The organism is Lysinibacillus sp. VIII_CA (assembly GCF_049943995.1).
GTDB lineage: Bacteria > Bacillota > Bacilli > Bacillales_A > Planococcaceae > Lysinibacillus > Lysinibacillus pinottii.
This window is the reverse complement of sequence record NZ_JBNFXM010000009.1, coordinates 18672-34044: the sequence shown is the minus strand read 5'-3', so window position 1 is coordinate 34044 and position 15373 is coordinate 18672. Positions and strand designations below refer to the sequence as shown.

General features: G+C 37.8%; 12 protein-coding genes and 1 riboswitch. Of the genes, 6 read left to right on the top strand and 6 right to left on the bottom strand.

Annotated features, from left to right (window positions below; all coding sequences use genetic code 11):
- Positions 1-274: 274 nt before the first annotated feature.
- Positions 275-1945 carry a HAMP domain-containing methyl-accepting chemotaxis protein gene (locus ACP3VS_RS13590; protein ID WP_012292685.1) on the bottom strand — a complete coding sequence of 557 codons (1671 nt, stop codon included), beginning with the start codon at positions 1943-1945 and terminating at the stop codon, positions 275-277.
- Positions 1946-2189: 244 nt separating this feature from the next.
- On the opposite strand from ACP3VS_RS13590, the gene ACP3VS_RS13585 reads away from it, so the two are divergent.
- Positions 2190-3356 carry an FtsW/RodA/SpoVE family cell cycle protein gene (locus tag ACP3VS_RS13585; RefSeq protein ID WP_031418432.1) on the top strand — a complete coding sequence of 389 codons (1167 nt, stop codon included), beginning with the start codon at positions 2190-2192 and terminating at the stop codon, positions 3354-3356.
- A 275-nt stretch (positions 3357-3631) separates the two neighbouring features.
- Here ACP3VS_RS13585 and ACP3VS_RS13580 read toward each other — a convergent pair whose 3' ends face one another.
- Genes ACP3VS_RS13580 through ACP3VS_RS13570 form a run of 3 tightly spaced genes read right to left on the bottom strand, consistent with a single transcriptional unit; the run spans position 3632 to position 7985 of the window.
- Positions 3632-4984: an aspartate aminotransferase family protein gene (locus ACP3VS_RS13580; protein WP_207889612.1), complete on the bottom strand. Its 1353-nt coding sequence runs from the start codon at positions 4982-4984 to the stop codon at positions 3632-3634.
- 34 nt (positions 4985-5018) lie between these two features.
- Positions 5019-6548 (bottom strand): CoA-acylating methylmalonate-semialdehyde dehydrogenase, encoded by a 1530-nt coding sequence (locus ACP3VS_RS13575; protein WP_036166826.1) that lies wholly within the window; start codon positions 6546-6548, stop codon positions 5019-5021.
- Positions 6549-6572: 24 nt separating this feature from the next.
- Positions 6573-7985, bottom strand: a complete 1413-nt coding sequence (locus ACP3VS_RS13570) for an amino acid permease (protein ID WP_426388939.1) — start codon at positions 7983-7985, stop codon at positions 6573-6575.
- A gap of 233 nt (positions 7986-8218) precedes the next feature.
- Here ACP3VS_RS13570 and ACP3VS_RS13565 point away from each other — a divergent pair, with 233 nt between their 5' ends.
- Positions 8219-9787 carry a PucR family transcriptional regulator gene (locus ACP3VS_RS13565; protein WP_012292680.1) on the top strand — a complete coding sequence of 523 codons (1569 nt, stop codon included), beginning with the start codon at positions 8219-8221 and terminating at the stop codon, positions 9785-9787.
- 47 nt (positions 9788-9834) lie between these two features.
- Here ACP3VS_RS13565 and ACP3VS_RS13560 read toward each other — a convergent pair whose 3' ends face one another.
- Positions 9835-10629: a carbon-nitrogen family hydrolase gene (locus ACP3VS_RS13560; protein WP_012292679.1), complete on the bottom strand. Its 795-nt coding sequence runs from the start codon at positions 10627-10629 to the stop codon at positions 9835-9837.
- A 96-nt stretch (positions 10630-10725) separates the two neighbouring features.
- Here ACP3VS_RS13560 and ACP3VS_RS13555 point away from each other — a divergent pair, with 96 nt between their 5' ends.
- Positions 10726-11889 (top strand): pyridoxal phosphate-dependent aminotransferase, encoded by a 1164-nt coding sequence (locus tag ACP3VS_RS13555; protein ID WP_031418428.1) that lies wholly within the window; start codon positions 10726-10728, stop codon positions 11887-11889.
- Between the two features lie 47 nt (positions 11890-11936).
- Here ACP3VS_RS13555 and ACP3VS_RS13550 read toward each other — a convergent pair whose 3' ends face one another.
- Complete coding sequence (locus ACP3VS_RS13550; protein WP_099806409.1) at positions 11937-12440, bottom strand: PPC domain-containing DNA-binding protein; 504 nt, start codon at positions 12438-12440, stop codon at positions 11937-11939.
- Between the two features lie 122 nt (positions 12441-12562).
- Positions 12563-12668, top strand: a riboswitch (SAM riboswitch).
- An 89-nt stretch (positions 12669-12757) separates the two neighbouring features.
- Between ACP3VS_RS13550 and ACP3VS_RS13545 the strand changes: the two genes are divergently transcribed.
- From ACP3VS_RS13545 to ACP3VS_RS13535, 3 genes are all read left to right on the top strand, one after another.
- On the top strand, positions 12758-13588 hold the full coding sequence (locus ACP3VS_RS13545; RefSeq protein WP_012292676.1) for a MetQ/NlpA family ABC transporter substrate-binding protein: 831 nt from the start codon (positions 12758-12760) through the stop codon (positions 13586-13588).
- A gap of 104 nt (positions 13589-13692) precedes the next feature.
- Positions 13693-14718: a methionine ABC transporter ATP-binding protein gene (locus tag ACP3VS_RS13540; protein WP_012292675.1), complete on the top strand. Its 1026-nt coding sequence runs from the start codon at positions 13693-13695 to the stop codon at positions 14716-14718.
- Complete coding sequence (locus tag ACP3VS_RS13535; RefSeq protein ID WP_031418426.1) at positions 14711-15373, top strand: methionine ABC transporter permease; 663 nt, start codon at positions 14711-14713, stop codon at positions 15371-15373. The genes ACP3VS_RS13540 and ACP3VS_RS13535 overlap by 8 nt, the downstream gene beginning before the upstream one ends.

Sequence of the window (15373 nt, the reverse complement as noted above, 5' to 3'; positions counted from 1 at the left end):
AACACTTTCAATGAAATTCATTATAATGTGTTCGTTTTGAAAATACAACAATTATATTAAAAATATTCATAAAAGAAACATACTATCCCTTACTTCTCAGTATATGAACATTTTAAATTATTGTGCTACAAAAATATATCAAATACATTTGTATATTCACAGAGGACATATTTTAAAACTACCATCCAACAAGTTATTAGAGCAAATAAAAAGAATCCCCTTTGCTAACTTTACAAAGGAGATTCAATCGCCCATTAAGATATGAATGACTAAATTATATTGAAAAACGTTTAACGGCTATTTGTAGCACTTTTGATACCTTTCGTAATTCTTTAATATAATTATGGAAATGTTGCTGTGCTGTTAATTGATTGGCTGTTAAAGCAGCAACATGCTTTGTCGATACTGTATTCGTATCAGATAACGATGTCAACATAACCGCATCATCACTAACTTTTTTTGTATGATTGGCAATCTCTTGAACTGTAGAAGATACTTCCATAATATAAGGCTTGATTGTATGTACTTTTTCTAAAATTTGATCAAAACTTGAAGCCGTTTGTCCTGTTACAGTAACGCCTTTCTCGGTTGCCACTAGAACGCCCTCCATCATTTGCACTGCATAGCTTGAATCCAAATGAATGTTTTGTACAATGGATGTAATAGTTTGTGTAGAATGGACGGTTTGCTCCGCAAGCTTACGTACCTCATTCGCTACTACTGCAAATCCCTTGCCATGCTCGCCCGCTCTTGCCGCTTCAATAGATGCATTTAACGCCAATAGATTTGTTTGAGCTGTTATTCTTTCGATGACCTCTATCATTTGATCGATAGATGATGCTCGTTGAACTAAATTAAAAATGGCTGTATTGGATTTCTCGACAGCTTGCTTAATCGTCTGCATTTGCGCCAAATTGGCCTGCACAATTTCAGTACCGCTCTCCGCATCTCTAGCAGTTTTGTGGGCGAAATTTTCCACAATTTGAATTTTCTCTAATATGACCTGTACATCATTTAAAACTTCTTCTAGTGATGATGTATTGGAGGCCAATTTATTAGTAGACGCGGCTGTTGAATCTGAAATAGACTGTACATCTTTAGCTATTTTTAATGTTGTTGTAGAGGATTCCTCTGAGGACTCCTGCAATTTCCCGGTCATTTTCTCCACTTCGTAGGCACTGTCCGTAACTGTATGGAGTAAACGTTTCACTTCTGTGACCATTTGATTGTAAGAAAGCACTACCTCACCTAGCTCATCATGAGCCACATAACTTGCATTGGCAGTGAAATTACCCTGTTCAGCTTGCTTTAATAATGATTTCAATTGTCGTGTAGGTACATTGACTGCCTTTGTTGCTATAAATCCTATAATAATAACTAGCATCACAACTGTTAAACACACCCCACCAAGCAGCCAATAACCAAATTGTACATCTTCTTGATAGGACTGTTGTTGGTCTTTTGCTCGTTGAACAAGATAGTTTTGAGTTTCTTCTAATAATGTATGAATTTCCTGACTTATTGGTAGAAACGTCTGTGAATAAAATTTCTCTTGTTCACTTTGTTTCAATTGCTGGTAGCCCTCAATCTTTTCTCTCTGCTTTCCTAGCAAGGATTTATACTTATTAATTTGATGACTCATTTTTTTATCAATTTCTTGCCCTTTTAAATGGTCTAACGGCTTATCCACGTCTTTTAAAATGGCTGACATTCTTTTATAATCACCATCAGAATCAACGATAAAATCTAATTGACGTTGCGATTCCTCCAGCTCATTTAGCCATCCAATTGGAACAAGCCCCTGTTTGTAACTCTCACTTGCATGCCACGACATTTTTCTCAAATAATCCACACTAAATACACCTAGCAATACATTCGATAATACACAAACAATCATAAGTACAAGTAACTTGTCCTTCACCTTAATGAAACGAAAAAAATGCATGATCTCTGGCTCCTCCTCCAACTCTTACCAATAATGATAGTATGAAGATATAAAGCCAGTGTTATATTTTTGTAAAGATTAGACGAAGAATTAAGAAATTATGCCCACTCACTCATCCCATATAGGTAATTTACCGTACAAATCAACATGTACAAATATCCTTTATTTGCATCATGTAAATAGTTGCAACCTTCCACACATTACCAGCGTTTATAATATTAACTATAGAAAGAAGGTGTTACATTTGTCGCAGCTTAAGAAATTGGATGGAAGTTTAGTTGTGAGCCTCTTTTTCATTGGAGGTTTTAGCTGTCTTTTTGTCCATTCTAGCAGTGTCAATTTCGGACAATATACCAGTTCCTTCATTATGAAGCAATTTATCTTTTATCTCATTGGGTTTATGATCATGTTTGGGATTTCCTTACTTGATATTGAACAATTAAAAAAGATTGGATGGCCGTTTTATGGATTAGCCGTAGCATTAACTGCTGGACTCATAGTAGCACCAGAAAGTATTGCACGGACGATAAACGAGGCTAAATCTTGGTATCAAATACCATTTCTAGGCTCCCTTCAGCCATCTGAGTTCTTAAAATTCGCCTTTTTAATTGTTGTGAGTAAAGTCATTATCTCTCATCAAGAGAAAAATGGACGCCCCTCTTATCTAGCTGATTTATGGCTATTAGTAAAAATCGGACTCATCGTCCTTCCTCCATCGCTCCTTGTTTATAAACAACCCGACACAGGCATGGTTATGTTATACATGGCAATGATTCTACCCATGATACTTTTTTCGGGTATTCATAGAAAGTTACTGATTGTGTTTACGGCCATTCCTCTAGTTCTTATCAGTACAGTTGTAGTACTTTATGTCAGATTTAATGATTTTTTCACGGAAAAAATTTTAGGTGCCCTATCAGGACATCAAGTATCTCGTATTTATGGTTGGCTGCAGCCTTATGATTACATAGATTCTTCGTTTCAAGTACGCCAGGGCTTTTTAGCCATTGGATCGGGTGAATTTATCGGGAAAGGCTATCTGAATAACAATGTTTATGTACCAGAAAAACATACTGATTTTATTTTTTCTACTATTGCTGAGGAATTAGGGTTTGCTGGCGGTGCATTCGTCATTGCTTTACTGTTTTTTGTCATCTACAGGATTGTGCTTATTACAGTTGAAGCAAAAGACCCTTTTATGACATTAATGGGCGCAGGAATATCAAGCTTATTAGCCTTCCAAATTACTCAAAATATTGGCATGACCCTTGGACTTTTACCAGTCACGGGAGTTACTTTGCCTTTTTTAAGCTACGGGGGCAGCTCACTTTTGTCAAATTTCATGCTAATGGGAATTGTCATGATTATTCATAAATCCTATAAGGGGTATATGTTTAAAAGAGAAGACTAAGAGATGCAAGTAGAGAAGGATTTTCTCTACTTGCTAGATAAAAAGGGATTATTCTGATTGATTGTTCGTTTAAAAAGAAGTAATTAAAAGAATATCCCTCGCCAGGACACTTTTGATAGATAATTATCAAAAAAAATTTTATAAACTACAGTTCACCTTTTTCCAGTATTATTTTACATAAATTGATTGTTATTTTATTGATTGAACCTTTTTCTGATTTCATAAAAAGGTTCTAAAAGCTCTTATTTAGAGTCCTTTAGAACCAATAGTATTTATTAAAGCTTCTTTAAACTCTCAACGACTACATCAAGTATGTGCTGAAGATCTGCTTGCACAATATTTAGTGGTGGTGATAGTGTCAGAACATTATTAAAGCCGGCTACTGTTGCCCCATTTTTCCCAATAATCACCCCTTGTTCTTTGCATGCAGCAATAACAGCATTTACCTTCTCCACTGGTAAAGGTTCTTTCGAGACTTTATCTACTACTAACTCAATCCCAATTAATAAACCTCTGCCCCGCACATCTCCTACATTCGGATGATCCTGTAAATTTTCTTGCAATGTTTGTAATGTGGCCTTCCCCATCTCCTTGGAGCGGTCGAACAACGCTTCTTGCTCTAGAATTTCAATATTTTTTAATGCAACTGCACATGCCACTGGAGAGCCCCCAAATGTATTGACATGGCGGAAATAGCCATAGGCATCTGTGCCAGTGAAAGCCTCATAAATCTCACGCTTTACGGCAGTTGCTGATAATGGTAAGTATGCACTCGTAATCCCTTTAGCCATTGTAATAATATCTGGTTTCACACCATAATTCATAAATCCAAATGGCTTACCTGTTCGACCAAAGCCACAAATAACTTCATCCACTATCATTAAAGCACCATGCTTTTTACATACTTCCTCTATGCCTTTTAAATAGTTTTCAGGAGGCATAATGACGCCGCCACCTGTTATAATTGGCTCTAAAATCATGGCTGCAATCGTATCACTCAGTTCCCATGTCATCGTTTTATCGACAGCCCTTACGCTGGCTAAATCTAATGGCGCAATAGCATCATCTTCATGTTCACGGTATTGATCAGGCGGTGCAACATGGATAAAGCCAGGAGACAGAGGCTCGTATTTATATTTCCGTTCCGCTTGCCCTGTTGCTGCTAATGCCCCAAAGGAATTTCCATGGTAGGCGCGGTAACGAGAGACAATCTTATAGCGGGAGCTTTGCCCTTTTTGCTGGTGATATTGTCGTGCTATTTTAAAAGCTGTTTCATTCGCTTCTGATCCACTATTAGAGAAGAAAATAACGTACTCCCCACCAAGCAAGTCATTTAGTTTTTCAGCTAGCTGTACGGCTGGTAAATGTCCCTGCGATAATGGTGCATAGGCATTCTTCATCATTTGCTCATGTGCGGCATCTGCCAGTTCCTTACGTCCATAGCCCACATTTACACACCATAGCCCAGCCATGGCATCAATATATTCGATGCCATCTGTATCTATTATTCTTGCACCATCTGATTTTTCCACTACATAGGTTGCTTGTGGATTGTAGGGTTTCATTGAATGCCATACATATTGCTCATCCTTTGTTAAAACATCACTTTTAAGATTGATCTGTGTCATTGCCGAACACCCTCTCATTTATTTTTTCAGTAGATTAGCTTTTTGCATCGTTATTACTTGGGAAGGCAAAGGAGCTTGTTGCATCTTCCATTTCATCTGGCCAACGCTCCGAGATTGTTTTAGCCTTTGTAAAAAATCTCGCTTGATCCGGACCAAACATATGCCCTTCACCAAACTTAGAGCGCTTCCATCCCCCGAAATTATGGTAGCCGACAGGAATTGGAATCGGTACATTAACCCCTACCATGCCCACTTCAATCTCTTCTTGGAATTTACGAGCTGCTGCACCACTGCTGGTAAACATCGTTACACCATTACCAAGTTCATGGTCATTAATTAATTCAATAGCTTCTTGTAATGTCTCTACACCCACTACTATGCGGGCTGGACCAAATACCTCCTCTTTGAAGATAGTCATATCAGGCGTAATATTATTGAGTAGTGTTGGTCCAACATAAAAACCATTAGATGTTTCGCATACTTTAGGATTTCGTCCGTCAATGACAAGGTTTGCCCCCTCAGTAACAGCCCCATCAATATAGCTGATAATCGTTTCCTTCGATTGTTGGCTAATTACTGGACCAAAATCGACATCATCTTCTGTATAAGGACCTATCTTTAGCTGTGAAATCTTCTGCTTCAATATGTCTGTAAAACGCTGCTCGGTATCTTGACCAACAACAAGCGCTCCAGAAATCGCCATACAGCGCTGTGATGCTGCCCCGTATGCAGCACCTAAAAAGGCGTTCGCAGTTTGCTCCAAGTTGGCATCTGGCATAACAATCATAAAATTCTTACCACCACCAAAAGCAGCCACACGTTTATTATGCTTTGTTCCCGTTTGATAAATATATTCGGCTACTGGCGTAGAGCCTACAAAGGAAATGGCTTGAATCTCTTTGTTTTCTAGAAGCTCATTGACCGCTTCTTTATCGCCATTCACTACTGTCCAAATACCATCAGGGAGTCCCGCCTCTTTCCATAATTGACTTAAAAATAATGCAGAATGAGGAACACGTTCAGATGGCTTTAAAATAACAGCATTCCCTACTGCCACAGCCATACTTGTAATAGCTAAAGGGACCATAACAGGGAAATTAAAAGGCGCAATCGTTGCCACTACACCGAGTGGTGATTTGGCAGAAAAAGCATTAATATTGCCACCTACATTGACGGAATACTCCCCTTTTAGTAATTGTGGGGCACTAATCGCCATATCTACCGATTCAATCCCTCGAATAATTTCGCCCTTCGCATCCTCTTTAGTTTTCCCGCTTTCCTGACAAATCACTTCAATAAGCTCTTCCTGCTTTGTTACTAACAATTGACGGAATCGATGTAAAACCTCAACCCTCTTCCCAATGGACATCTTTTTCCATGCAGGAAAGGCTTCCTTAGCCTGTTGAATGGCCTGCTGTACTTCATCTTTTGAAGCAAGCGGTACTCTCGCTATCGTTTCACCTGTTGTTGGATTATACACATCTGAAAATCTCCCACTAGTACCAGCTACCTCTTCCCCTTTGATAAAATGTGTTAGCGTTTTCATTTTTTGTTGTACTGTCATCATTTAACCTCTCCTTACATGGGATTATTGTTCAAAATCAAATTCGTCTTTGTTAAAAATAGAGCTTGATTCATCGACCTGTTTTATCACCTTATTTCTTTGCGTAAGTAAATAAAAAATCATGACCACGGCAACGACAACACATGTAAATAGAATTTGTGAGCGCATAGACTCAATAAAGAACATGGCCATTAATAAGGCAGTTGTAGCTACTATGGTGAAATACGTTAGATAAGGAAATAGCCACATCTTCACCTTCAGTAGCTCAGGATTTTCGCGTTCAATCTTTCTACGCATTTTCAATTGTGAAAAGGCGATGATTAAATAAAGAATCAAAGTAATAGCACTACAAGAGCTTAGCAAAAACATAAATACTTTATCAGGTGAAACATAATTCATAATAACGGCAATATAAGAGAAAAATGTTGCGGCTAAAATTGCATTCACTGGTGCACCATTTTTATTTAATTTTAAAAAAGCTTTCGGTGCCTCCCCCTTCTCTGCTAAAGAAAATACCATTCGTGATGTTGCATAAAGTGCAGAATTTAAACACGATAGCACAGCTGTTAAAACAACAAAATTCATAATTTGTGCAGCGGCAGGAATACCAATATAATCTAGCACTGCTACATAAGGGCTTGTTAAAATATCAGAGGAGTGCCAAGGCAATAACGTCACAACAACTGTTATTGAGCCTACATAGAAAATTAAAATGCGCCAAGTAATCGAATTCGTAGCTTTTGTGACAGCTGCTAACGGTTCATCTGACTCACCAGCAGCGATAGCCACAATCTCTGTCCCCATAAAAGAAAAAATAACAATGACAACACCCATTAATACAGCGCCAAAGCCGTTTGGTAAAAATCCACTCTGCTCAACTAGATTCGTCAGACCAACAGCGTTAAAGTTTGGTGCTATACCAAAAATAATAAATGCGCCTAGACCTAAAAAAACTACTATACTTGCAACCTTAATAAGAGAGAACCAATATTCAAATTCGCCAAAGGCTTTTACAGAAAGAACATTTGTTAAAGTAAGTGCTACTGTTAAAAGTAAACTTAAGAGCCATAAAGGAATTCCGTCATACCAATATTGAATAATCGCCGCTGCTGCCGTTGCCTCTAATGCGATAGCAATGACCCAGAAAAACCAATACAGCCAACCAATCATAAAGCCTGCCCATGGACCAATTGCTTCATGTGCATAGTGTGCAAACGACCCACTTGTTGGATTGACAGCCGCCATCTCACCTAGCATACGCATCACTAAGATGACAATAATTCCTGCAAATATATACGACAAAATTGCTCCTGGACCCGCCAAGTTAATGACTGAGCCACTGCCCATAAATAAGCCAGCCCCAATTACACCCGCTATCGCGATCATCGTCATATGCCGTTTCTTTAATCCTCTTTGTAAATGCGTTTGTTGCTCCATATCTGACACCTCTTTTATTAGATTGGATTATCGCTTACAAAAATCTTACATGTTTCATATCGTTGAAGTAATAGACAAACTGTAAATTTCTATACAATTGTTTTAAACATAATGTAAAATAGACTAAATATTCTTAAAATATTACTTTATTTAGTTTTCTAGCTATTTAATAACGGTAAACAGCAATAATAGATAAAAAAGTCATAAAAGATGTTTCCAAAGGAGGAGCTATATTGAGCCAATTCCAACTTAAAGTACTTCATGTTTTAGACAATAAATACTTTCAGAATGCAGAGGTAGTTGCAGGTCATGAGGGGTTATTAAGAATCGTAAAGTGGGCACATGTTCTTGAAATAGTCCATGTAGATAATTTTTTAGTTGGAGAAGAGTTGGTGTTAACGACGGGGATCAGTCTTCAACATGGCATTGAAGATTTTATGACGTTTATTGAATCCTTAATTGAAAAAAATTGTGCTGCCCTTTGTATTGAGTATGGCTCTTCTATTCAAGCAGTTCCAGAAGCAATACTTGCTATTGCAAATCGTCATCAGTTCCCGATTATTGTTTTTCATGAAGCGGTTCCTTTTGTTCGCATTACACAGGATTTACATAGTCAAATTATAAATCAGCAGTATTTAATGGTTTCGACACTAGAATCCTACTCACAAACTTTAAATAAAAATACGGTGTTAGGACAAAATACGGAAGACATCTTACAAAATATGTATATCGAATTAAAAACACAAATTATGTTTTCTATTAAGGGACGGGAACCCGTCTTATATCCTAATATGACCAAAAGTAAACGTCAGCAATTATTAGCATTGAATAAATATGCTCAGCAATTTAAACATGAGCCCATCTATATTTTTGATCAGCATTATGCAGATTTAACCTTATTCCGTGAAGATGGTCTATTTTCAGAGTTTGAATTATTAATTTTAGACCGTACAGCAACAGCATTAGCACAATTATTAATGCGAGAGTTCTATATTGAGGAGAAAAAAAATATTGAGGACGCCTCCATTTTAGCTGATTGGATCGACCAAAAGCTATCCAAGGAAGAAATCTATAAATTTATCGTTTCCCACTATACCAACTTTTCACAATCTAGTGGCGTTGTCTTTATTTTGGCCACTCCTAGTACAGTCATGAAAGCGCAGGAGGATATTGTCTATAGTAAACTTTATTACCGTAATCTCTTTGAACAGCATGGCTTTATCCCGTTTTTATTCGAAAGAAAAAGCTATGTCATTTTTATTTTACTTCATGCCAAAGATTGTCGAGCGATTCGTGAAATACTAAATAGCATCTTCACCTCGCTTCCTAAAACTGAATTTTATAAAAAACAGCAAACTCAAGAGTTTCAAATAGCAGTTGGTAAAGTTGTTGCAGATGTACAAGATATCTTCAAAAGCTATCAAACTGCTTTAGAAACATTATATATTTGCCGCAAGGTGCAAGCTTCATCATTCTTTTACGACGATTTGCATTTGTATCATTTAATCTATAAATTACAAATGCAGGTGAATTTAAAGGAAGTTATAAATGACTATTTACAGCCAGTTATTGAGTATGATGAAAAATATAACAGCAAGCTCCTTGAAACATTACAAGTCTATTTACAATCAAACGGCTCCAAGCAGCAAACGGCTAACCAATTGTTTATTGTTCGTCAAACACTGTATCACCGCTTAAAAAAGCTTGAAAGTTTACTCGGAGAAAATTTCATGAAGGGTCATAATCGCATCACTCTAGAATTTATGCTCCTTGCAAACTCCTTAATTGATGACAAGAGTTAAAAAATAGGCACGTTCAAGAGGCATCTCCCCTTCAACGTGCCATCTCATTATCCTTTCACCACAACATCTTGATAAAGTCCTGGTCGACGATCATCGTATACAGGAATTCTTCCACGTACTTCATCAACTATGGAGAAATCCACATCAATTACTGCAACTTCCTCGTCTTCAGCACCAACCCAAAGCACTTCACCCCATGGCTGAATAATCATCGATTGCCCATTAAAGTTTTCTACTTTTCTCGAAATACGGTTAACTGCTATAACAAAGCATTGGTTTTCAATCGCTCGCGCTTGCAGCAATGTTTTCCAATGATCAATTCTAGGTGTCGGCCATTGAGCTGGTACAAACAGCACCTTCGCTCCTTGGAGGGCATGTGCACGTAACCACTCAGGGAAACGAATATCATAGCAAATGACACCAGCCGCTTCAATTGGTCCTAGCGCAAATCGATTCATATCATCTCCAGCCTCTAAATAAAGATGCTCGTCCATTAAACGAAAAAGATGTGCCTTGCTATATTCCCCAACAAGTACTCCATTGTTATCAAATGTATACATCGTATTGTAAAACTTGTCGTCCTTTTTTATGGAAACGGAGCCACCGACAATATGTACACTAAGCTCCTTCGCTAAGTTAGCTAAAAATACTTTTGAACGCTCACCATTAACATCCGCCAATTCTGGTAGTTTCTCCAATGCGTAGCCTGTATTCCACATTTCCGGTAGCACAATAATTTCTGCCCCTAGTTTTGCTGCTTCACGAATCTTGTCCTCCGCCCGTGTAAAATTTTCTTCTACTTTGCCGAAGCCAATGTTTAACTGAATACAACCGATTTTCATAATAATTCCTCCTATAGACAATTAACAAAAAAAGTAATACTATTTGCTTCATATTCTTTAATAATAATTATTATATTCTGAAAAAGGTGATCATGCATGGAATTCTCGAAAAAACTACAGCAATTACCCACTCAATTTTTTGCGGCGCTTGTCCAAAAAGTAAACAATGCCTTGGAAGAAGGACGCGATGTGATTAATCTTGGTCAAGGAAATCCCGACCAGCCTACGCCTACTCATATTATTCAAGCATTACAGGGAGCAGCTGAAAATCCTCAAAACCACAAATATTCGCCATTTCGTGGTATCGCCGAACTACGTCAAGCGGCTGCCGACTTTTATAAACGGGAATATGATGTGGAGATTAATCCCGATACTGAAGTAGCGATTCTTGGTGGCACAAAAATTGGTCTTGTTGAGCTACCTTTGGCTGTGTTAAATCCAGGGGATACAATGCTATTACCAGACCCTGGCTATCCAGACTACTTATCAGGTGTTGTATTAGGTGATGTAAATTTTGAAGTGTTGCCACTTTTTGCTGAGAATCATTTCTTACCTGATTATGATGCCCTACCTAAAGAAGTTAAGGAAAAGGCCAAGTTACTGTACTTAAATTACCCAAATAATCCTACGGGTGGTACAGCAACACTTGAATTTTTTGAAGAAACTGTTCGCTTTGCTAAGGAGCATAATATCATCGTATCACATGATTTTGCATATGGTGCAATTGGATTTGATGGCAATAAGCCTATTAGCTTTTTACAGGCCAATGGCGCAAAAGAAGTTGGAATCGAAATGTACACATTATCAAAAACTTATAATATGGCAGGTTGGCGTATAGGCTTTGCTGTTGGTAATGCTGATTTAATTGCTGCGATTAATCTTATTCAGGATCATTTGTTTTGTAGTCAATTTCCAGCTATTCAACAAGCAGCAGCTATTGCCCTTACATCTTCACAGGAATGTGCAGATGAGCTAAGAGCTACCTATGAGCGTCGTCGAAATGTTCTAATCGAAGAAGCGCATAGAATTGGCTGGCAAGTAACAGCACCAAAAGGCTCCTTCTTTGCCTGGCTCCCTGTCCCATTAGGTTTTACAAGCGAACAATTCGCCGATATATTGCTCGACAAAGCTGATATTGCAGTAGCCGCAGGTAATGGCTTTGGTCAATATGGGGAAGGCTATGTGCGTATTGGCTTGCTTGTAAGCGAGGAACGTTTACGAGAGGCCATCCAAAGAATTGAGCAATTGAAATTATTTTAACATGTAACCATATAGAGTCCTGTAGCTTTCACTAGCTACAGGACTTACTATTTTTCAATTTCCCTTGGAAAATCTAACCCATGTTCTAATGGATAAAATTGTACGTGACCTGTTTCATCATCCATCTGACGGATATGCTGAATGCCTTGCACTTCTGCCAGTACTACATCTGCTGTTATGACGATATTTCCGCCCTTTATAAAATGACCGCCTGAAACCACTCCCCATTGATCACTCATGGAACCATGGAAATGCGTTTCATATCCTGCATCACGCTTACAAACCACTCCTGAACCTTGGATAAACTCGAGTGGCCCCTCTTTCTCTACCACATCACTAAATCGAACTTTAATGTGGGAGGTTTCATCGGGTACTAAATAAACAAAGCTACTTTTTTGAAAACTACCAATACAACTAATAATGGTTGCTGAATCAATATTATTCTCTTCACAAAGTGCCTCTATTCCTTCAATGATGTCTGTCCCCATGAGAAGACGTGCACTAATCACCTTACCAAATGAACCTATGCCATAATTAACTCTTACTGGCATTCTTCCCCCTCCTTCGCGACAAAATATTATAACAATATAAAAAATTTCAAAAATATTTATTGACTTACTATACCCTATAAATTATATTAGTTCTATCGGAAATACAAAAATATAATATGAATCTCTTATCAAGAGTAGCTGAGGGACTGGCCCTATGAAGCTCGGCAACCTCCTTTTATGAAGGAAGGTGCTAAATCCTGCAAACGAAATTCGTTTGATAGATAAGAGAGGACTTTTTTTCATGAGCCTCTCTTAATTTATAAGAGAGTTTTTTTATTTTCAAAAAACCGATAAAACAATTTTTGGAGGTAGTTTTCATGAAGAAGAAAAATAAATTTTTAGTAGGTTTAGCAAGTCTTACATTAGTAGCAGCACTAGCGGGCTGTGGCTCTAAAGAAGATAGTACAGGAAAAAGCGACGCTATCGATGAAAATAAAATTGTCGTGGGTGTCACTTCAGGACCTCATGAGCAAATTGCAGAGGTAGCTGCTAAAGTCGCAAAGGAAAAGGGGCTAGAAGTAGAACTAAAATCTTTTTCTGATTATGTTTTACCCAATACATCCTTAGCTGAAGGAGATCTTGATGCAAACAGCTATCAGCATAAACCTTTCCTCGATACTTTTAATAAAGATCACGATACAGATTTAGTACCAGTTGGCAAAACAATTTTAAATCCTATGGGGATTTACTCTGAAAAATATAAATCATTGGATGACGTTCCTGAAGGCGCAACATTTGGCTTACCGAATGACCCAACAAATGGAGCGCGAGCTCTCTTTGTTTTACAAGAGGCAGGCTATATTAAATTAAAAGATGGAGCGGACTTAACAGCATCTGTTCGTGACGTGGAAGAAAACAAAAAGAATTTAAAATTCATAGAATTAGAAGCCGCACAAATTCCTAAGCAGCTTAGTGAAGTAGATGTAGCTGCTATTAATACGAACTTTGCGCTGGAAGCTGGCATTAATCCACAAGAGGACTCTATTCTTTTAGAATCTACTGACTCTCCATATGTGAACTACATTGTCGTTCGTGCTGAAAATGAAAATGACCCAACAATTAAAAAATTCGTTGAGGCTTACCAGTCTGATGAAGTGCGCCAATTCATTGAAGAGGAATTCAAAGGTTCTGTAATCCCTAGCTGGTAATACATGCCAAAAGCTGATATAAGGCTGAGAATCTGCCAATTGTCCACTATGGAAATCGCGCAGATTCTTGCTTTTTAGAAGCTAAGAAAGGAGCAAGTAATCTGATGATTCAATTACAAAATATATCAAAAGAATATAAGACGAAAAAAGGCAGTATTAAGGCAGTGGACGGAATTAATCTTCATGTAAAAAAAGGACAAATTCATGGTGTAATTGGGTATAGTGGTGCCGGTAAAAGTACGCTTATTCGTTGTGTTAATTTACTAGAGCGTCCCTCAGCAGGCAAGGTTTTGATTGATAATGTGGATATTACTACCCTTTCACTTCATGACTTACGTCAAACACGGCAAAAGATTGGCATGATTTTTCAACATTTTAATCTCTTAAAGACAGCAACAGTTTATAACAATATTGCGGTTCCCTTAAAGCTACTTGGTTATAACGAAACAGAAGTCCAAAATCGTGTGGCTAAATATGCCGAAATTGTAGGTTTAACAGAAAAGCTAGATAGCTACCCCAATCAGCTTTCAGGTGGACAAAAGCAACGTGTCGCAATTGCACGCGCTCTAGCGCAAGAGCCAGAGATTTTACTTAGTGATGAAGCAACAAGTGCCCTTGATCCTGAAACGACAGAGGCCATTCTTGAACTATTGTTAAAAATTAATCGTGAATTAGGAATTACAATCCTACTGATTACACATGAAATGAATGTTATTCAGAAAATATGTGATGAGGTATCTGTTCTAGAGGCCGGGAAAGTAGTTGAATTTGGTACGGCTATTGAGCTCTTTGCAAAGCCCCAACACCCTACTACAAGAAAGTTTTTAAGTACCATTTCACAGCGTAACTTAACTCCTTCTCTTATTGAGCAGCTAAATGTTTCAGGTAGCGTCATTCGTTTAACATTTCTTGGGGAAAGTACTGGGAAGCCATTATTAGCTGAAGTCAGCAAAGTATATGATGTACAACCAAACATCCTAACAGCCAATATTATTGAATTAAAAAACGGCATTGTCGGTAATATTGTGGTGCATTTAAACGGAGAGCCAAGCATTGTTCAAAAAGCGCTAACCTATTTTGCAGAGAATGGCGTTACTGTTGAAGAGTTAGGAGGAGAATTCCATGAATAATTTCTTTCATGATTGGTCTGAGGTTATTGGCAAAGCAATTATCGAAACATTTCAAATGGTCGGAATTTCATTATTCTTTTCCATTCTAATCGGTATACCTTTAGGTCTTTTAATTGTTTTAACACGACCTGGTCAATCCTTTGAAAATAAATTTTTCTATCAATTATTTAATTTAATCATCAATATTATCCGTTCAGTGCCATTCATCATCTTACTATTCTTCATTTTACCTTTTACAAAGGTTATCGTCGGTACAACGATTGGTGTTAAAGGCGTTATTGTTCCGCTTGTAGTTTATACAGCTCCTTATATTGCAAGACTGATGGAGTCAGCGCTTTTAGAGGTTGATTCTGGCGTTATCGAAGCCTACACAGCCATGGGTATTAAACGTCGCCATATCATTTGGCATGTATTATTACGTGAAGCACGCCCATCCATTATTTTAGGCTTAACGATTGCTACAATTGGATTGATTGGCGCAACAGCAATGGCGGGAATGGTTGGTGCTGGTGGTTTAGGCGACCTCGCTTACCGTTATGGTCATTTACGCTACGAGGTAGATGTCATGTATGCAACGGTGTTTATTTTAATCATCCTTGTACAAAGCATACAATCCATAGGCAATCGCATTTCAGCCAAATTGAAGAAAGACTAG